Origin of the sequence: Paraeggerthella hongkongensis (assembly GCF_003726035.1) — a bacterium.
GTDB classification, from domain to species: domain Bacteria; phylum Actinomycetota; class Coriobacteriia; order Coriobacteriales; family Eggerthellaceae; genus Paraeggerthella; species Paraeggerthella hongkongensis.
Map to the genome: position 1 here is coordinate 12,956 of NZ_QICD01000016.1, position 18,952 is coordinate 31,907.

Annotated in this window: 14 protein-coding genes; 7 read left to right on the top strand and 7 right to left on the bottom strand. The window is 61.8% G+C overall.

Going from position 1 to position 18,952, the window contains the following annotated elements:
- The first annotated feature begins 15 nt into the window (after positions 1 to 15).
- Together DMP08_RS08360 and DMP08_RS08365 are read left to right on the top strand one after the other, a co-directional pair.
- Positions 16 to 687 carry a pentapeptide repeat-containing protein gene (locus tag DMP08_RS08360; RefSeq protein WP_123192462.1) on the top strand — a complete coding sequence of 224 codons (672 nt, stop codon included), beginning with the start codon at positions 16 to 18 and terminating at the stop codon, positions 685 to 687.
- A gap of 11 nt (positions 688 to 698) precedes the next feature.
- On the top strand, positions 699 to 3,041 hold the full coding sequence (locus DMP08_RS08365) for a cation-translocating P-type ATPase (protein WP_123192463.1): 2,343 nt from the start codon (positions 699 to 701) through the stop codon (positions 3,039 to 3,041).
- Positions 3,042 to 3,061: 20 nt separating this feature from the next.
- Here DMP08_RS08365 and DMP08_RS08370 read toward each other — a convergent pair whose 3' ends face one another.
- From DMP08_RS08370 to ahcY, 3 genes are all read right to left on the bottom strand, one after another.
- On the bottom strand, positions 3,062 to 4,297 hold the full coding sequence (locus DMP08_RS08370; protein WP_420541194.1) for a DEAD/DEAH box helicase: 1,236 nt from the start codon (positions 4,295 to 4,297) through the stop codon (positions 3,062 to 3,064).
- A 159-nt stretch (positions 4,298 to 4,456) separates the two neighbouring features.
- Positions 4,457 to 5,377, bottom strand: coding sequence for a GGDEF domain-containing protein (locus tag DMP08_RS08375; protein ID WP_123192465.1), 921 nt, complete (start codon positions 5,375 to 5,377; stop codon positions 4,457 to 4,459).
- A gap of 7 nt (positions 5,378 to 5,384) precedes the next feature.
- Complete coding sequence (gene ahcY, locus DMP08_RS08380) at positions 5,385 to 6,644, bottom strand: adenosylhomocysteinase (protein WP_123192466.1); 1,260 nt, start codon at positions 6,642 to 6,644, stop codon at positions 5,385 to 5,387.
- A gap of 322 nt (positions 6,645 to 6,966) precedes the next feature.
- On the opposite strand from ahcY, the gene DMP08_RS08385 reads away from it, so the two are divergent.
- Complete coding sequence (locus DMP08_RS08385) at positions 6,967 to 8,292, top strand: glycosyltransferase family 2 protein (protein WP_123192467.1); 1,326 nt, start codon at positions 6,967 to 6,969, stop codon at positions 8,290 to 8,292.
- A 44-nt stretch (positions 8,293 to 8,336) separates the two neighbouring features.
- On the opposite strand, the gene DMP08_RS08390 is transcribed toward DMP08_RS08385, so the two are convergent.
- Positions 8,337 to 9,263 (bottom strand): ComF family protein, encoded by a 927-nt coding sequence (locus DMP08_RS08390; protein WP_244596878.1) that lies wholly within the window; start codon positions 9,261 to 9,263, stop codon positions 8,337 to 8,339.
- A gap of 404 nt (positions 9,264 to 9,667) precedes the next feature.
- Between DMP08_RS08390 and DMP08_RS08395 the strand changes: the two genes are divergently transcribed.
- From DMP08_RS08395 to larC, 4 genes are all read left to right on the top strand, one after another.
- Positions 9,668 to 10,639 carry a substrate-binding periplasmic protein gene (locus DMP08_RS08395; RefSeq protein WP_244596879.1) on the top strand — a complete coding sequence of 324 codons (972 nt, stop codon included), beginning with the start codon at positions 9,668 to 9,670 and terminating at the stop codon, positions 10,637 to 10,639.
- Positions 10,640 to 10,996: 357 nt separating this feature from the next.
- Positions 10,997 to 12,211: an acyl-CoA dehydrogenase family protein gene (locus DMP08_RS08400; protein ID WP_123192470.1), complete on the top strand. Its 1,215-nt coding sequence runs from the start codon at positions 10,997 to 10,999 to the stop codon at positions 12,209 to 12,211.
- A 180-nt stretch (positions 12,212 to 12,391) separates the two neighbouring features.
- A complete protein-coding gene (gene larB / locus DMP08_RS08405; protein WP_123192471.1) occupies positions 12,392 to 13,177 on the top strand; it encodes a nickel pincer cofactor biosynthesis protein LarB in 786 nt (261 codons plus the stop codon).
- Complete coding sequence (larC, locus tag DMP08_RS08410) at positions 13,177 to 13,731, top strand: nickel pincer cofactor biosynthesis protein LarC (RefSeq protein WP_123192472.1); 555 nt, start codon at positions 13,177 to 13,179, stop codon at positions 13,729 to 13,731. The genes larB and larC overlap by 1 nt, the downstream gene beginning before the upstream one ends.
- A 53-nt stretch (positions 13,732 to 13,784) precedes the next feature.
- Here the strand turns inward: larC and DMP08_RS08415 are convergent, their stop codons facing one another.
- The 3 genes from DMP08_RS08415 to DMP08_RS08425 all read right to left on the bottom strand — a co-directional run bounded on the left by DMP08_RS08415 (position 13,785) and on the right by DMP08_RS08425 (position 18,755).
- On the bottom strand, positions 13,785 to 14,714 hold the full coding sequence (locus DMP08_RS08415) for a SufB/SufD family protein (RefSeq protein ID WP_123192473.1): 930 nt from the start codon (positions 14,712 to 14,714) through the stop codon (positions 13,785 to 13,787).
- Between the two features lie 49 nt (positions 14,715 to 14,763).
- On the bottom strand, positions 14,764 to 15,540 hold the full coding sequence (locus DMP08_RS08420; protein ID WP_123192474.1) for an ABC transporter ATP-binding protein: 777 nt from the start codon (positions 15,538 to 15,540) through the stop codon (positions 14,764 to 14,766).
- A 236-nt stretch (positions 15,541 to 15,776) separates the two neighbouring features.
- Complete coding sequence (locus DMP08_RS08425; RefSeq protein ID WP_123192475.1) at positions 15,777 to 18,755, bottom strand: insulinase family protein; 2,979 nt, start codon at positions 18,753 to 18,755, stop codon at positions 15,777 to 15,779.
- Positions 18,756 to 18,952: the final 197 nt, after the last annotated feature.

The window sequence follows — 18,952 nt, forward strand, 5'->3', positions numbered from 1 at the left end:
TCGGAAGGAGACCGTATGCCCGAAACCGCGCAGCGCCCGCGCCCTGCCAACCCCGGTATTCCCGGCGAGCTTGTCGAAGTTGCCAGCTTGTCTTCGTGGATTGAGGACGGGGACGGCGATCTGCAGATTTCTCACGTGCATGCAGCAGGGGACGGTTCGGTCGGGCAAGATTTCGAGTTGCTCGAACTTTCGGGGTCGCGCATTGAGGGGTGCTCCTACGTAAGGTGCGACTTCGCACGCTCCGCGTTTTCCGACGTGGCGTTTTCCAGCTGCGATTTTTCCAACAGCTCGTTTTCGGAGGCGAATTTCACGCGCTGCACGTTCGCTTCGTGCAAGTTCACCGGAGCGGACCTGTCCGAATCCGTTCTCGCTCAAGTCGAGCTGCGCGACTGCACGTTCGCTTACGCATCGTTCGCGAAGGCTCGATTGGCGGATTTCCTTGCGGATTCGACGGACTTCTCTCAATCCGACTTTTCCGAGGTACGTCAGAAGCGCGTTTCGCTCGACGACGCGCGCTTCGCGGGAACGAGCTTTTTCCGAGCGAACTTGGACGGCGTTGACTTTTCGACGTGCCAGCTGTCCGATATCGTGTTGTCGGATACCATGAGCGAGTTGCGCGGATGTTCGATGGACCTGTTCCAGGCGGCGGGCATCGCCCGGCGCCTCGGCGTGAACGTCAAAGGCTAGGGGATAGCGGGATGGGCGAGGAACGGTTCGGATTGACCGCAGAGGAGGTGTCTCGTCGCATCGCCGAAGGCGCGGTGAACGTCGATGCGGGCGTGAAGACGCGCTCTGTCAAGCAGATAGTTGCGGAAAACGTTTGCACGCTGTTCAACCTGATCAACGTGATATTGGCGTTGTTCGTGCTGATCACGGGATCGTATAAGAACATGCTGTTCATGGGGGTCATCGTATGCAATACGGTGATCGGCATCGTGCAGGAGATCCGTTCGAAGCGCACGACCGATGCGCTGTCCATCGTGGCAAGCTCGAAGGCCACGGTGCTTCGCGATGGGGCTTCCATCGAATTGCCGCTCGATCAGCTGGTGCGCGACGACGTCATAGAGCTGGGCCGCGGCGATCAGGTTCCTGCCGATGCCGTGGTGGTGTCGGGCGCATGCGACGCCAACGAAAGCCTGCTTACCGGCGAGAGCAAGCTCATCAAGAAAGGCGTGGGGGACGAGCTGATGAGCGGGTCGTTCGTGAACGCCGGGACGGTGTGGGCGCGCGTCGTGCATGTGGGCGCGGAGAACTACGCTGCGAAGATCAGCGCCGAGGCGAAGCAGCACAAAGCCGTGAATTCCGAGATCATGAACAGTTTGAACGGCATCATCAAGTTCGTGAGCTTCATCATCTTCCCCTTGGGCGCGCTTCTGTTCGCGCGCGAGCATGTTCTGTCGGGCACCGAGTTCAACAGCGCCGTCTTGTCTACCGTTTCGGCATTGGTGGGCATGATCCCCGAAGGCCTCATCTTGCTTACGTCCACGGTCTTGGCCGTTGCGGTCGTGCGCTTGTCCAAAAGCCGCGTGCTGGTGCAGCAGCTGTACTGCATCGAGACGCTCGCCCGCGTGGACACCCTCTGCTTGGACAAGACGGGAACCATTACGACGGGAAAGATGGAGGTCGTGGCCGTAGAATGCGTTCCCGGGGCTGACGAGGCCGAAGTAGATGCGGCGTTTGCCTCCCTTGCGCGCGCTGACGAAGATCCGAACGATACGGCGTTAGCTATTCTGGATCATTACGCGGGGTCTGCCGTGAAGTCCTGCGACTCTACGCGTACGATACCGTTTTCCTCCGACAAGAAATGGTCGGGAGCAACGTTCGCCGACGGTCGTTCGTATGTCATGGGCGCGGGCCAGTTCATCTTAGGGGAGGCGTTTCCTTCGGTCGAGGCCCAGCAAAATGCGCTTGCGTCCGATGCGCGCGTCTTGTTGCTGGCGCGCGTGGAGGGGTTCGACGAGGACGGCGGGATGGCGGGGCCGCCGACGCCGCTGGGGTTCGTGGCCATCCATGATCAGATTCGCGCGACGGCGGCGCAGACCATCGGCTACTTCAAAGAGCAAGGCGTCGACCTCAAGGTGATATCCGGCGACGATCCGCGCACGGTGTCGGGCATCGCTCGGAAAGTGGGCGTTCCGCGTGCCGAGGAGTTCGTGGATGCTACCACCTTGGCCGATGACGATGCCATAGCCGCCGCCATCGAGCGCTACAGCGTGTTCGGCCGCGTGAAGCCTGAACAGAAAAAGGCCTTCGTGGTGGCTTTGCAGGAACGCGGCCATGTCGTGGCTATGACGGGGGACGGCGTAAACGATACGCTTGCGCTCAAGCAATCGGATTGCAGCGTGGCTATGGCGGCCGGGTCGGACGCCGCGCGCAACGTGGCACAGCTGGTGCTGGTGGACAACGATTTCGCCGCCATGCCGAAGGTGGTGGCGGAGGGGCGGCGCTCCATCAACAACCTGCAACGGTCCGCTTCGCTGTTCCTGGTGAAAACGCTGCTGTCCATGACGCTTGCGGTGCTGTTCATCTTATTGCCCTGGCAGTATCCGTTCCAGCCCATTCAGATGACGCTCATCAGCGCGTTCACTATTGGCATTCCGTCGTTCGTGCTGGCCCTTGAACCGAACAAGGACCGCATCAGAGGGCGTTTCCTCGAGAACGTGATCGTGCGGTCGGTGCCGAGCGCCGTGTGCGCGGTGCTTTCGGTTCTGGCTGCAAACGTTGCGGGGTACGGGCTTTTGCATATCGGCTACGCGCAGGTCTCCACTCTGTGCGTGCTGCTGACCGCCTGGGTGGGCATGCTGCTGATCGTGAAGCTGTCCGTGCCGTTTACCCCGCTGCGCGCCGCTTTGCTGGCGGTCGTGGTGGGCGGCACGGCGTTGGGGGCCACGCTGTTTTCCGGCTTGTTCGGAATCGAGCCGTTTACGTTCGAGATGACCGCGCTGTTCGCGATCATCGCCGCTTCGGCCACGGTTTTGTTCCACGTGCTGTACGTCGCGATGGATGTATGGCACGTGAAGCGGCTGGCGAAAGCAGTATAGGTGCTTTTTGCGGCGATGCGCTACCGCCAGCCGCGGCCTCGGGTGCGCATGGACCGCGAGAACGCTGCTGCGCTTCGGGCCGCCGTTTTGGGCACGAAGCGATTCTCAAGCGCGGTTACCGCTTCCGAATTATCGTAGCTTTTCAGCGTGGTTGCGGGAATCTTCTTGCCGAGCAGCTTCTCGATCTCTAAAAGCTCAGGCTTTGCTTCGGGGCTTACGAACGAGATCGCGCAACCGGTTTTGCCGGCGCGTCCGGTGCGCCCGATGCGGTGCACGTAGTCTTCAGGCGATTCGGGCAGGTCGTAGTTGACTACGTAGGCGATGCTCGACACGTCGATGCCGCGCGCTAGGACGTCGGTGGCGACGAGCACGTCGACCGTGCCCTTGCTGAATGCGTCGAGCGCGCGCTTGCGTTGCGCCTGCGTTTTGTCAGAATGTATGGAATCCGCGCGATAACCGGCTCTGACCAGTTGATTCATGCAGATTTCCGCACGCGTTTTCGTTCCGGTGAACACGATGACGCGCTTGCTGCCGCGCTCTTCGAGCAGGGCGAGGAGCAATGCGGGTTTTTGCATCTGCCCGACTGGGACGATGAACTGATCGATGGTCTCTGCCGTTTCGCCCTTGTGGGCGATTTCCACGAACGCGGGATCACGTAGCATCTGCGCGACGTTGTCCATGATCCGTCGGTCGAGCGTGGCCGAGAAAAGCAGCGTTTGACGGCTTTTCGGCGTTGCGGCCACGATCTTTTTCATGGTCGGCCAAAAGCCCATGTCGAGCATGCGATCGGCCTCGTCGAGCACGAGCACCTCCACGTCGTCGAGCTTGACCGCCCCGCGCTCCATGAGGTCATGCAGTCTGCCGGGAGTGGCTACCAGGACATCGACGCCTCGCTCGAGCTTGCCGAGCTGCTTTTTGTACGGCACGCCCCCTACGACGGTGACCATGCGCCGACCCGATCCTCTGGCGAGTTCCACGCAGGCGGCGTCGATCTGCTGGGCAAGCTCTCGCGTGGGGCTCACCACCAGTCCTCGCGGTCGCCCAGGACGCTTGGCGCGCCCGATGCGCTCGATCATGGGCAGCGCGAACGCTGCGGTCTTGCCGGTGCCGGTGGTGGCGGCCGCCACCACGTCGCGGCCCTCAAGGGCAAGGGGTATGGCTTGCTCCTGCACTTCGGTGGGCGTTGAGAATCCCATTTTGCGAACAGCTGCCAGGGTGGTCTCGGACAGGCCGAGATCTTGAAACGTCGTGCTCAAACCGCATCTCCAAACCATAGAGAGAACGTGTGCCGGGACGCGTTCTCGGGATGTTTCGCAAAGGATCCGAACGGGATCCTTTCTCGCGCGTATCCATGATACTGCATCTTGCGGTTTCGCATGCGCGTCTGCGGCTATTTGCGCCCCAGCGGCCTTGGCTTACAGGGCGAGGCCCAGTTCGCGATGCCGTTGCCGCTTGACCGCGTACATGGCGTCGTCGGCCCGCTCCATGAACGATCGGCGCGTGTCGCCCGCTTCAAGGTAGGCGATGCCGTAGCTTGCCGTTATGCCGAACGGCGAAGAATCGCTTTCGAACCGGTGGCTTTCCATTTCGGACATCGTTGCGTCCAGGAGCTTCAAATCCTCATCGTTCAGTCCGTGCGGGGCGCATATCATGAACTCGTCTCCGCCGAAGCGCGCCGCCCATCCGTCTTCGAGGGAGCGCGAGACTTTCTTGAGCTGTTGGGCCAGGTGCAGCAGCACGTCGTCTCCCGTGGCGTGGCCATGGCTGTCGTTGATGCGCTTGAACAGGTCTATATCGATCGCGATCAAGGCGGCGGGTCTGCCGTCTTCGGCGATCTGCATCGCCGCATGGCTCGTCAAGGTTTCGAGCTCGCTGTGGATGAACGTTTTGTTGTACAGCATGGTGAACGCGTCGCGCACGGCAAGCGTATTGAATCGGTCGATCATGCTGGTGATCTCGATGTTGTCGTGGGCGACCTCGTCCGCCACCATCAAGCTGCTGGTCACATCCTTGATGAGCTCGAGTGCGAAGGCGCGGCCGCGCACCTCGACGGGAATGCTGTTGATCAGCAGTACGCGCCCGTCGAGGTGCTCGATCTTGATGATCTGCTCTTGCTTGTCCAGGCAGGCTCGCGACGTGCAGTTCTCGCAGGGCTTGCTGCGTTTCCATATGCGATAGCAGGCCTCGTCGCTGCACACGGGCTCGGCGCTTTCGCCTTGCTCGCCGTAGGAGTGCACCAGGTTCGTGCCCACGTCGACCAAGCGATAGCTGTCGAACAGCTTCGCGTTGGCGACGTGGGCACGCAGATCCGTATGCAGGTCCGAGTAGGGATACATGATTGGGCTACAGGGTCGCGAAATTCCAGGAACCCATGTACTTGATCTGCTCTTCGGTCAGCGTGTCGATCTCGATGCCGAGCGTTTCCAGCTTGACGCGGGCCACGCCGTCGTCGATGGCGGCCGGCACGTCGTACACCTTGTTCTCCAGCTCGCCGGCGTGCAGGCGCAGGTACTCGGCAGCCAGCGCCTGGTTGGCGAAGCTCATGTCCATGACCGATGCGGGATGTCCTTCCGCGCATGCAAGGTTCACCAGGCGTCCCTGCGCCAGCACGATCACCGTGCGGCCGTCCGCCAGCGTGTACTCCTCGACGAGCGGTTTGATCTCCTCTTTCTTGACTGCGTGCTGTTCCAGCCATTCCAGATTGATCTCGGAGTCGAAGTGGCCGGAGTTGCACACGATGGCGCCGTCTTTCATGTTCTCGAACGCGGGGCCGTCGACCACCTTGCAGTTGCCCGTGACCGTCACCCATACGTCCGCGAAGCGCGCCGCGTCCTGCGCCTTCATGACCTGGTAGCCTTCCATGTGCGCTTCGAGCGCCTTGAGCGGGTCGACCTCGCATACGATAACGTTCATGCCCATGCCGCGCGCACGGAGCGCCAGGCCGCTGCCGCAATAGCCGTAGCCCGAGATGACGATGGTGCGCCCGCACAGCAGGCGGTTCGTGGCGCGGACGATGCCGTCGAGGGTGGACTGGCCGGTGCCGTAATGGTTGTCGAAGCAGTGCTTCGTGTTGGCGTCGTTGATGTTGAACACGGGGTAGGCAAGCGTGCCCTCGGCCGCCATGGACATCAGGCGCACGACGCCCGTGGTGGTTTCCTCGGTGCCGCCTATGACGTGCTGCAGCTTGTCGGTGAACGTGGTGTGCAGCGCCGTATCGAGGTCGGCGCCGTCGTCCATGATGATCTGCGGATTGGTCGCGATGACCGCCTCGAGGTGCTTCTCGTAGGTTTCCATGTCCTCGCCGGCGATGGCGTAGACGCTCACGCCGAAGTCGCGCACGAGCGAGGCGGCGGTGTCGTCCTGCGTGGACAGGGGGTTGGAGGCGCACAGCGCGACCTGCGCGCCCGAAGCCACGAGCGCGCGCATGAGGTTCGCCGTCTCGGTGGTCACGTGCATGCAGGCGCCGATGCGCACGCCCTCCAAGGGCTTCTCGCGCTCGAAACGCTCACGGATAGATGCCAGCACGGGCATGTCGCGATCGGCCCACTCGATGCGCGCCAATCCGTCGTCTGCCAGTGCGATGTCTTTGATGTCGTGATTCAAGGATTTGCCTCCCGATGCTCGTGCGATGGTTCGTTTGGTTGCGTGGGTAAGCGTATCACAGGCGGGCGGCGGAAGGGGAGGTCGGCGGCCGTTTCATAAAACAGACGGACGGCTGTCTCCGACCCCATTTGTGAAGTTCGTATGCAGAACCTGTGTGAAGACCGGTGATTTATTGGGCTGAAACCGAAAGAAACGGTAACGAACGGACCCGGTGCTGCCCCAAAGGGCTTTGTAGTCGCTATACTTTCAAAAGTTTGCTGTGTGCCCTTTGGGCCGCATTTGGCGTGCGCTTCCGCTGGGGGGAGCCGAATAAGGAGCTAAGGTGCTAGACCAGTTTTTTTCGCAGATCTCGTTCGTCGACGTGTTCAACTTCTGCGTGTTCATCACGTTCACGATCTGCTACACGTATCAGCTGTACTACGTGTTCGTTGTGCTTACGCGCAAGCCCAAGGAGCTGACGGCCAAAAAGAACCACAAGTTCGCAGCCGTCATTTCGGCGCGCAACGAAAGCGCGGTCATCGGCGACCTCATCCATTCGATCAAGGTGCAGAACTATCCGTCCGAGCTCATCGACGTGTTCGTTATCGCCGACAATTGCACGGACAACACTGCTCAGGTTGCACGCGAGGCCGGCGCCATCGTGTTTCCGCGTACCAACGACAAGGAAGTGGGGAAGGGCTACGCGCTCGATTACGGCTTCCAGGTTATTCGCGAGCAATACGCCGACCGCGGTTACGAAGCGTACTTCGTGTTCGATGCGGACAACGTTCTTGACGTGAACTACTTCCGCGAGATGAACAAGACGTACGACAACGGCGCGAAGGCGTCCACCAGCTACCGCAACTCGAAGAACTACGATTCGAACTGGATTTCCGCCGGTTACGCCGTGTGGTTCTTGCGCGAAGCGAAGTTCTTGAACCAGGCGCGTCTCACGCTCAACACCAGCTGCGCCGTATCCGGCACCGGTTTCTTCATCGCCGCCGACGTGATCGAGCGCCATGGCGGGTGGAAATGGCATCTGCTTACCGAGGACATCGAGTTCTCCGCTAACAGCATTCTGGAAGGTCAGCGCATCAGCTACTGTCCCACGGCCATCCTCTATGACGAGCAGCCCACGACGTTCCGAGATTCCTGGAACCAGCGATTCCGTTGGGCGAAGGGCTTTTACCAGGTGTTCTGGCATTACGGAGCCCGCTTGGCGAAGGGCATCGTGGTCAATCCCAAGGGAGCTCGCTTCGCATGCTACGACATGCTCATGACCATCGCTCCCGGCATGTTGCTGACCATCGTTTCGGTGACGTTCAACGCGATCATCATCGTGCTCGCGTCCACGGGCATGATGTCCACGGGCATCATGGTGGCCTCGTCGCTGTCGTCGATCTTCTTCTGCTTGATGAACTACCTGGTGTTCATGTTCATGTTCGGCGTGCTGACCACGTTCGTTGAATGGGATTCCATCCGCTCCACCACGGGCAAGAAGGTGCTGTACATGTTCACCTTCCCGCTGTTCATGCTCACCTACATTCCCATTGCTTTGGTGGCCTTGGTGAAGAAGTGCAAGTGGAAGCCCATCCAGCACAGTATCTCGGTGGACGTGACCGAGTTCTCCGATGCTGCGGCGGCGCAGAAGCGCGAGCGCTCTTTGTAGCCTGCAGCTTCTATCAGCTCTGCGAACCCGGCACCTGCGACCTCTTACCAGACGCGCGCGAAGGTGAGGCATCGGACGTGCGGGGCGCCCGCTTCGCGCACGGCGTCGGCGGCGGAGAACAGCGTGGCCCCGGTGGTGCATACGTCGTCTACTACCAGCGCCGCAGTTGGAATGCTTGCGCCGGGCAAGGGGCGAAGTCTTCCGTCCATGTTCTCGAGACGGCCGCGTCGCGCGAGCGTTCTCTGATCCCGGCTGCGGGGGCGAGCTAGCGCGGGGGCAACGCTCAAGGACAGCTGCGCGGCCAGTTCGCGCGCCAAGTCGTCGCCGTGATCGAAGCCTCGCCTTCGACGCGCTGCCGACGTTGCAGGGACGCCGACCACCACAGGGTTCTCGGCCAGCCATGCGGGAGGAACCGTTCGCGCCATGATCAAGGACATGGTGCGCGCGAGGCGCCGCTCCCCGGCGTCTTTCCAGGTTCGCACGATGCGCGCAGCGTCGTTGTCGTATGCGACGGCGCTGACGCAGCCGTCGTGTGCGGGCTCTGTTCTTCCGAGCGCGCTCAGCATCACCGCGTTGCATTCGGTGCATTGCGTAAACCCGTACGGCGCGCCGCATCGAGGGCAGGCGCGCCACCAGTCTATGTAGGAAAGGTTCAGCCGGCAGTGATCGCAAAGGACCTCTCCTGGCTTGTCGCACACTGCGCAGCGCGTAGGCCAGAGCGTTTCCGCAAGGGCCTCGGCCGCGCCGCGTCCGTACGCGGCTGCGACATGCAGGACCCGGTCTTGCATGCCCGCCGTCCGTTTCGCAAAGCGCTGCGCCGCGGGCGCGTTGCCCGCGGCGTACAGGGGCGTCTCTTCTGCGTTCCACGTCATCATAATGGGATCGTACCATGCGCTCTCTAGCGCGAATCCGCACGTTTTCGCGCGCGTTCCCAGCTTCTCTCCAACGTGGATCCAGCGAAAATCCAGCACAAGCCTAGCGCAGATCCAGCAGGCGCTTTGCGCCGATCCGGTACGGGGAGCGCGGGAGGTCCCGTACCTTTCTCGAAACTGCAGCCGCGTCGTATCGCAGCACAAGGGTTTCCCGCAGATTCTGCGGGTGTGCTTCCGGCTCAATTCATCATCTGATACACTAACGGATGCTTCTTTCGAGTCTGTAGTTGCGGGTGAAAACCTTAGTCCACGGCAGATGCGGTCGAAAGGACCCACGTAAGCCGCGTGCACAGCGCGCGACGATCATGGCGTATCCTAGAGGTAAGACGCACCGCCCGTCTATACGCGGCATACCGTCGCGGCGGGCGAGAGGGCAATGGCGCAAGCTCGGTTCCAGTGCGCGAGTGTGGGGGCAAAGACTAGGTCAGTCGGAAGAAGCTATCATGAGAGATGCAGTGGATGGAGGCTCTTCGGTTATGAAGCGTTTGAAAACGCTTGCGACGCGCGGTTTCGTCGTCGCTTGCATGGCGGCCCTAGTCGCCTGTATGACGGGCTGCACATCGCAGCAAACCTATACGCCGCCCGAGGCAACGCCGAAGCTCTCGTCTCCGACGATCGCTAAAGAAGGCGTGCTGCGCGTGGGCGTGAACACCGGCAACGTCCCGCTTGCGGGCACTCCCCAGAACTCCACGAAGATTGTCGGCGTAGCCGTGGACGTGGCGGCTGCTTTGGCCGACAGCCTTGGCTTGAAGCTTGAGGTCGTGGACGTGGGAACCGATCCGGAAGGCGCTTTGACCGAGGGCAAGGTCGACGTGGTCATGGACGTTGACAAGTCAGACACCAGCAATTCCTTCTGGACTTCGGATGCGTACCTGCCTACCGCAGTGGCCCTGTTCTCCGCTCCTTCCAACACGGCGATTCCTACCAATGATTCTCAGCCGAAAATCGCGGCTCAGGTGTCTTCTAAGAGCGCATGGGCGGTTACGAACGAGTTCGATCAAGGAACCATCACCACGACCGAGAACCTGAAGAGCGCGTTCGCCGCTCTTGAGTCCGGCCAGGTGCAGTACGTTGCGGCCGACGCCATCATCGGCACGTACGCGGCGCATAACGAGGGCGACGACGTGAAGATCGTGGCGCTCATGCAGCAGCCGAGCGGGTACGCGGCGGGCGTGCTCGATGGGAACTCCGATTTGAAGCAGGCGATTTCCGACGCGCTGGCCACGCTCGAAGGCAACGGCGTGATTTCGGTTATCGAAAAGAAGTGGCTGGGTTCTGCGCTCGACCTGTCCAGCATTCCGCTGACTGCTGGCGCCGAGGCGCCCTCTTCCAACAAGACGAATGGGACCACGACGAACGCCTCGACGGGCCAGACGGGCTCGAACGCCGTGCAGCCTCCGAATGCGAGCGCGTAGCGTTTCGCCTTGCACTGGGTACGGCCTGAACCGCCTGGAGCCGCGAAGCTCCAGGCGGTTTTTTGTCACTGGCCAAACGTGCGCATTTGCTGGTTTTGCACGTGTGGCCGCCTTCGGTTGAGCTAGCGAGTCACGTTCGTTCCAACGATCTCCTGATCTGGAGAAATACCGTAGCCAATGCGGGTCCTGCTCGATTTTGAAAAAACCTATCGGAATTTCCTATAGATCGCAACGAAACCCCGGTCATTTCCTATTGGACACCCTTGCTGCACCTGGGGCACACTGGGACTATTATAACGCGCCGCGTTTCGCGGGTATCGCAGCCGAGACGTTGCATGCAGAGGCTAAGGAGGACGTATGGGCACATTGACGCAGGAGGAATTCAAGGGCTTCCTCAAGACCTGCCGCGAGCTCGCTGAGGGGCCTTTTGAGGAGATGCAGAAGGAGGTCGAGGTCACGAACAAGTTCCCGCAGGAGTTCATCGACCTCGCGCGTGACAGCAACCTGTATCGCTACGCTCTTCCGGTGGAGTACGGCGGATGGGGCTTTACCGAGAAGGAGATCCTGCAAGTCCAAGAGGAGTTCTCTCGCGGTCCCGGCGGTATGCGCATGCACCTGCATTACGCGGCCGACCTTAACTGGCGCATTCTCGACGATTACGGTTGCCCTGAACTCAAAGCCGAGTACATGCACAAGTTCTGCGACAAAAGCGTGTTCACCTGCTTCGCGCTGACCGAGCAGACCGGCGGTACTGGCGCTGACGTGCATTCCACGGCGGTTAAGGATGCTGATGGCAACTACATCCTGAATGGCGAGAAGTGGCTGATCTCGCACACCGACGTGTCGCAGTTCGCCTACGTTATCGCCGTCACCGACCCCGAGAAGACCGGCGACGAGCGTCTGTCCGCTTTCTTCGTGCCGATGGACGCTCCCGGATTCGAGCTGGTTCCCATGCCTCACATGATGGGCTGTCGCGGTGCCGGGCACGCGGGTTTGAAGTTCACCGATGTGAAGCTGGAACCGAAGTATCTGCTGGGCGAAGAGGGCCAGGGCATGGAGGTCGCCATGCATTCGCTTGCCATTTCGCGCGTGCACATTGCCGATTCGAATCTGGGAATGTGCCAGCGGATGTTGGACATGTCGCTTGCGCGCGCCCGCGATCGCGTGACGTTCGGCAAGACCATCAACACGCGTCAGGCCATCAAGATGAAGCTTGCGAACATGGCTACGATGACCCATGCGCTTCGCACCATGGTGATCGATTTCGCCGAAGATTACGACCTGGATCATCGCAATCCCTATATCGCCGAGAAAGCGGCCATGTGCAAGCTGTTCTCGATTGATGCGGTCAAGCTCGTGTCCGACGAAATGCTCGAGATATTCGGCGGCGACGGTTACTTTGAGGACTCTCCTTACGGACCGACCGAGCGCCTGTACCGTGATTGCCGCGCGCTTTGGCTGGAGGAAGGGTCTCCCACCATCCAGCGCATCACCATTGCGCGCGAGCTTGAGAAGCACAACGCCCATCTGGAGTATCCGGGCCTTGATTGGATTGCCGGCGGCGATCTGTAGTCTTTCGCGATCGCGCTCCTTGTCGCCCCGAGCAGCGTTGAGTCGCTGCTCGGGGTTTTTAGGTTAAGGCTTGGGAGTTCGGTGCGGCCGTGAGCTTTTCGAGATTTCGTGCAGGGCTTGACCCTGACCGGGCTTCAAGTGGTTCAATAGATTTTGCAATCGAACGACAAGGGAGCGCGCATGGATCAACGCGATTTGCACGAACTGCTCGAGCGAGTGGCAGCGGGGACGGCTTCGGTGGACGACGCGGAGCGAGCGTTGCGCATCGCTCCGTTCACGGATTTGGGTTATGCCAAGATCGATCATCATCGTGGCGTGCGCCAGGGCGTGCCGGAGGTGGTGTACGGCGAGGGAAAGACCGCCGAGCAGATAGCAGGCGTGTGCCGCGCCCTCGTCGAGGGCGGCCAGCAGCGCGTGCTGATCACGCGCTTGGAAGCACGGAAGGCTTCGGAGGTCCGCAACGACCTGGCAAGGGAAGGCGGCTGCGATGCGTTGGCGTTCGACTATCGAGAACTGCCCCGTTTGGGCATTCTGGGCGACCCTCCGGAGCCCGATGGCAACGGAAGCGTAGTCGTGGCCGCTGCGGGTACGAGCGACCTGCCTGTGGCCGAGGAGGCTGCGGTTACGGCTGAGATGCTGGGCAATCGCGTGACGCGCCTGTACGACGTGGGCGTAGCCGGTCTGCACCGTTTGCTGGCCCATGCCGACGAAATCGCGGCCGCTCGCGTAGTGGTGGCGGTCGCCGGCATGGAGGGGGCATTGGCAAGCGTGGTGGGAGGGCTTGCATCGTGCCCGGTCATCGCGGTCCCCACCAGCGTGGGCTACGGTGCCAGCTTCGGCGGGGTGGCCGCTCTTCTGGCCATGCTGAACTCATGCGCTTCCGGCGTGTCGGTGGTCAACATCGACAACGGCTTCGGTGCTGGCTATCAAGCGCACCTGATCAACCATGCGAAAGCGAGTGCGTGATGAAAACGCTGTTCTGGAATGTACGGGAGAGCGCCACGCGCGCCGCCCTTCTTGAGGCGACCTGCTGCCAGCTTGACGACGAGGCCTGCGGCGCGGTGGAGGAGCGGTGCTGCGCGGCGGGCGTGCCGGACGGGCATTGCCACGATCTGGCCGAGGTGCATGCCGTGGTGGACGCGCTCTGCGCGAGCGATCGCGTGAAGCAGGATCTGCGCGACGTATACCGCATCCTTGCCGAAGCCGAAGCGGCAGCTCATGGCTGCACGGTCGATCAGACGCATTTTCACGAAGTTGGCAATGCTGCCGGAATAAGAAACGCGCTCCATCTTTGCCTTGCGATCGAAGCGTTCGCGCCCGACGAGATCGTCTGCACGAGCGTTCAGACGGGAGAGGGCGTGGTCGCGTGCGCTCATGGCGAGCTGGCCGTTCCCGCGCCGGCTACGGCCGCCATTCTTGCGCGCGGCATTCCCGTTTGCGATTCCAAGCTGCCGGGGGAGCGCTGCACGCCAACGTCCGCGGCGCTCATCTGGCACTTCGCGGATCGTTTCGAGGCGTGAGAATCCGCCGGCTCCGATTAGGGCGCACCCTGATCGGAGCCGGCGAAGCGATGCTAGTTCAGGAAGTCCTCCAAGATCTCCTGCTCCGCCTCTTCCTCCGTAAGGCCGAGCGTCATGAGCTTGGTGATCTGGTCGCCGGCGATCTTTCCGATGGCCGCTTCGTGTACCAAGATGGCGTCTTCGCTGGCAGCTTCGATGCCGGGGATGGCCGTGACCTTTGCTTTTCCCATGATGATGGCGTCGCACTGCACATGGCCTCGGCAAGCCGCCTCGCCGATGACCAGCGGATTGAACACCTGCTTCGAATTGTCCTGTGCGACCGAGCGCGAAATAACCTGCACGCTGGAGTCGTCGCCCTTAAGCTCTACCTTCATGTTCGACGTTGCCGTCTGCTCGTCATGCGTGAGCAGCTTCTCGATCAGCACGAGCTTCGCGCCTGCAGCCAACTCGGCGTTCGTGTCGCGCACCGTGGATGATACGCCGCGCAATTGCACGAGCTCCATCTCGCAATGCGAGCTCTCTTCCATGATGACGTTCGTGACGGGGTTCAGGATGCGCTCTCCCGTGCCCGAGCCCTGCCCGTAGTGCTTCTCGACGTACTTCACGCGGCTGTTCTTGCCGCAGTGGAACGTGTGGATGCCGTCGTGCTCGGACGGGGCGTGGCTTTCGTTGTGGATGCCGCATCCGGCGATGATGGTGATATCGCAGTCTTCCCCGATGTAGAACGTGTTGTACACCACGTCTTTCAGGCCTGATTGCGTGACGATGACGGGAATGTAGACGGTTTCGCCTTTGGTTCCCGGCGCGATGCGAATGTCGATGCCGGGGTTGTCCGTCTTCGTGGCGATCTCGATGCTCGCCGACGAATGGCGTTCGACGAGCTGCCCGTCTTTGCGGATGTTGAAGGCGCCTTTCGGCATGCCGTGTATATTGGCGATTTCGGCGAGCAGGCCCTCGTCGATGGGGGATAGGTCAACAGCCATGATGGCCTCCTTCGTATGCAGTGCGGCGGACGCGCGGCCCGCGCTAGGGTTAGCAGGTGGTGGGGATCTCCGTGATGTGCAGCTCGGTGGGGGTGCTCAGCTTGCAGCCGGGAACACCCTTCGCTACGAAGCCGAGCGTGGGCATAAGATCCTCGGGCTTGCCGGTTTGGGCAACCTTGCCGTTTTTCAGCAGCACGATCTCGTCGGCAAGCTGAATGATGCGCTCCTGGTGGGAGATGATCACGATAGAGCGCCCGTCGCGTGCTTCGTGAATATCGCGGAACGTTTCGGTCAGGCGATCGAAACTCCACAGATCGATGCCGGCTTCAGGCTCGTCGTAGATGGCCAGCTTCGGGTCGCGCGCCAGGATGGTGGCGATCTCGATGCGCTTCACCTCGCCGCCGGACAGGTTCTTGTCCACTTCGCGCGTGAGGTAGTTCGCGGAGCACAGGCCCACTTTGGCCAGGTATTCGTTGCAAGCGAGCATCGGCAGCTTCTTGCCTGCTGCGATGTCGAGGAGCTTCTTGACTTTCATGCCCTTGAAGCGGGCAGGCTGTTGGAACCCGTAGCCGATTCCCCGCTTGGCGCGCTCGGAGATGGGCAGGTCCGTGATGTCTTCGCCGTCGAGCAGGATCTGCCCGGAGGTAGGCTGTTCGATGCCCATGATAAGCTTGGCGAGCGTCGACTTTCCTCCGCCGTTCGGGCCCGTGATGACCGTGAAGCGGTCGTCGGGGATGCAGAGCGACAGGTCGTCGATGATGCGCTTGGTTTCTTTGGACCCTTCCTGCAAGGGCACCTCGAACGTAAGGTTCTTCAGTTCCAGCATGATGAGCTTCTCCGTCTCTTCTCGTCTAAATGATACTCTATTACTATCATTTAAGCCGGATCTCGTCAAGACCGGCAGCGCGCAAAACCGCCGTGGTGCGCGCTCTGGTTCTCAACGGTTTATTCTAGCTTGAAATAGCTTTGCGAGCGGCGGGAATGTCATCGAAAAAGCGAATGCGCCCCCGCCTGCCGATGCAGACGGGGGCGTACGAGGTGGCTGGATCTTCGGGGCCTTTGCTATTCGTTCAGCAGGTCGATTACCTGAAATCCTGCAGAGGATCCTTCCAGGAGGTCCTTGCTGCCGAAGGCGCAGAAAGCTCCGGCTTCGGCAGAATGGGCAACGGTTTCGGCCAGCTTGCGCACGGCGCGCGCATCGGTGGAGATCATCTGATCGCGCGTTTCGCGACGGGCTTGCGGCGTCCTGCCGGCAATCCAGTCGCCGTCTTGACGGCGCACGAGCTGACGCGTTTTGAGCGGCGTGTCGAACCCGGCCACCGTGCTCACCACGTAGCCTTCCATTTCGTCGTCGGTTGGCTCGAACGCGGCCAGCCACGCGGAGGCCCCTGCGAAGCGCTCAAGCGTTTCGTCAAGGTGCGGGTCGCGATAGGAATAGAACCGCAGATTTCCGGTGCGTGCCGCCTGAAAGCCCGCTCCGTACGCGCCGCCCTTGACGCGCACTTCGTTCCACAGGTAGTCGAACGAAAGCGCTTTCGCAGCTACCTGCCAGGCTCCCGTGTAGCTTGCGCCGAACGAGCGTCGATCGAAGCCGAGCGCTGCATAGCACACGTCGGTGGGCACGATGAAGGCTTCGTTGCGCACGACGGGATCGGGAACCCGCAGCCGTTCGTCTCGCGCACCGTTCGAGCGTCCGAGTGCGCCGCCGCAATCCTGGAAGCGGCGGTAGTCGTCTTCGTCTCCCGTGAAGCTGACCAGACATCCGTCGTCGACGAACAGGCGTGTCGCAAGATCGTTCAAGCGATGCGAAAGGTCGTGCGCGCGCTCGTCGTAGGAGGCAAGCAGGTCTTTCAAGAAGCGGTAGAACTCCACGCCGCCAAGCTGCTCGCGCACGACGCCGGCGGGCAGGTAGTACGATGCCAGCCGAGCCATGGCGCTGGCGTGGCCTGCGGAGGCGAAGCCCTGCTCCATGGCGATGCGGCGCTGCTGCAGCACGTCTTTGATCTTGCCCGTGTCGGAGAAGTCGGTCGTCAGTAGAATCTCGCGCGGGAGGGCGGCCAGATGCTCCACGTTCTCGGACAGCGAACTTGCGCTTACCACGAACATCGGGCGGATTGCGCGCGGGTCATGCTCGTCCTCGTAGATTTCCGAGAAGAAGGACAGGTTGCCCAGCTTGCCGTTCGTGAGCGTGTCCAGCTGCGATGCGGTGCGGGTTGCCGTGTCCAGCTTTCCCAGCACCATACTCAGGACGGTCACGTAGGGAAGGTCCTCGAAGCGCACGCCCTTGAGGTCGAAGTAGCGGTAGGCGTAGGCGATGCCGTGCGCGGCGGCGCGGTGGCGAAGGCACGGGACGGGCGTGCCTTCCTCCAGGCCGTAGGCCGGCTCGTCCGGCGCGGCCCCGATGTCGGACACGGACAAGCGCGGCAAGGTGGCCAGGGCCTCCGGGGAGTCGGGCTCTTCCTGCAGGCGGCGAAGCTCCGCTTCCTCATCGGCTACGCGGGCGAAGTCCTCGGGCTCCATGCGCGCGGCGACGTTTGCCAGGCGCTCGGCCTCGCAGGCGTCCTCGTCCTCGTCGACGGGCACGATCTCCACTTCGGCTCGGTGGTTGTTGGCCAGGAACACGTCGCGGATAAGCTGCTCGAAATAGCCTTCGTCCAGGGCGGTTCGCAAAAACGCGAAGTCGTCTTCGTATCGCAGGTACGACGTTGCCAACTCGTCGTCGTAGAGCCAGCCAGCTAGCGCGGCCATGGACAGCGCCACGCCGTCGGCCATGCCGAAGTCGCGCTCGCGCATGACGAATTCGGCGCGCGAGAGCGATGCTTCCACTAGATTTCGATCCAAGTTCCCGTCGGCCAGCGACTGCAGCGCGCTTTCCGCGACGGCCCTGAAGCGCGCGGGGGCGCCGTCTGCCAGCCCCTTGAGCTGGATCACGGCGAAGGGCTGCAACAGCGAATCGGCGAAGAACGCCTGCACGTCGTCGGCCAGGCCCGCGTCGAGCAGCGCGCGCTTCAGCGGGGCTTCGTTGCTTCCGGCGATGGCATCGATGAGGATGTCCACGGCTACCATGCGCGTGCGGTCCCTTACGTTGCCGATCACGTATCCAAGCCCCATGCATGCGTTTTCGGGCGCGGTCGCCATCGTGCGACGTACGCCGAGCGCTTCCACGGGCATCTGCTCGCGCAGTTCATGCGGTTCGAGCGGCGCATCGCCGGCGGAAAGGCGCGCCTCGTCGCGGGCGGCTTCCTCGTCGGCGACGGGGGAGAGGTAGCGCTCGTCCAAAAACGCCAGCATGGTCTCAAGGTCGAGGTTGCCGTACAGCGTGAGGTAGCTGTTGTTCAGGCGGTAGTGGCGCGCATGTTCGTCGAGGAACTGCTCGTAAGTGAGATCGGGAATGGCGCGCGGCGTGCCGCCCGACTCGAAGCGATAGGCCGTGTCGGGGAAGAGCGCCGCTTGCAGCTCGTCGTAAAGCACCGAGTTCGGATCGGACAGCGCGCCTTTCATCTCGTTGTACACCACGCCGTTGAGCGCAAGCTCGGGCGCGCCATCGGCGGGGTCGGTCGCTTCGCCGTTTCGATCCGCGCTGCCGGCAAGCTCGTAGTGCCATCCCTCCTGTTCGAAAATGGCGCGCTTGCGGTAGATCATCGGATGCAGTACCGCGTCCAAGTACACGTCGGCCAGGTTCAGAAGATCCTGGTCGTTCGTGCTGGCTACGGGGTACAGGGTCTTGTCGGGGAAGGTCATGGCGTTCAGGAACGTCTGCATGCTGCTTTTCAGCAGGTTGACAAACGGCTCCTTCACCGGGAACTTCTCGGATCCGCACAGCACCGAGTGCTCCAGAATGTGGAACACGCCCGTGTCGTCGGCGGGCGGGGTCTTGAACGCGATGGAGAACGACTTGTTGGCGTCCTCGTTTTTCAGGTAGAGCAGCTTTGCGCCGCTCTTTTCATGCACGAGCGTGTAGGCGTTGCCGTCTAGTTCCGGCAGCGGTTCGCACGTGCGCACGGTGAAGCCGTGCAGCTTTTGATCTTTGGCAAGGTCCATGGCTCGTTTCCGCCTTTCGTTGAAAGTTTCCTCCATTGTCGCACAACGCTTCGCGCGCGTTCGGCTTGCGCGGCGCGTTCACCGCTTTCGCAAATTGTCCCGCCCGCCGCCGTTCGAGCGGTTCCGCGGCGCCGCCCGATGAGCCGCCTCGCCGTTCCTTTCGCCGTGCGTTTTGCCTTGCTGCGCCAACCGGCGAT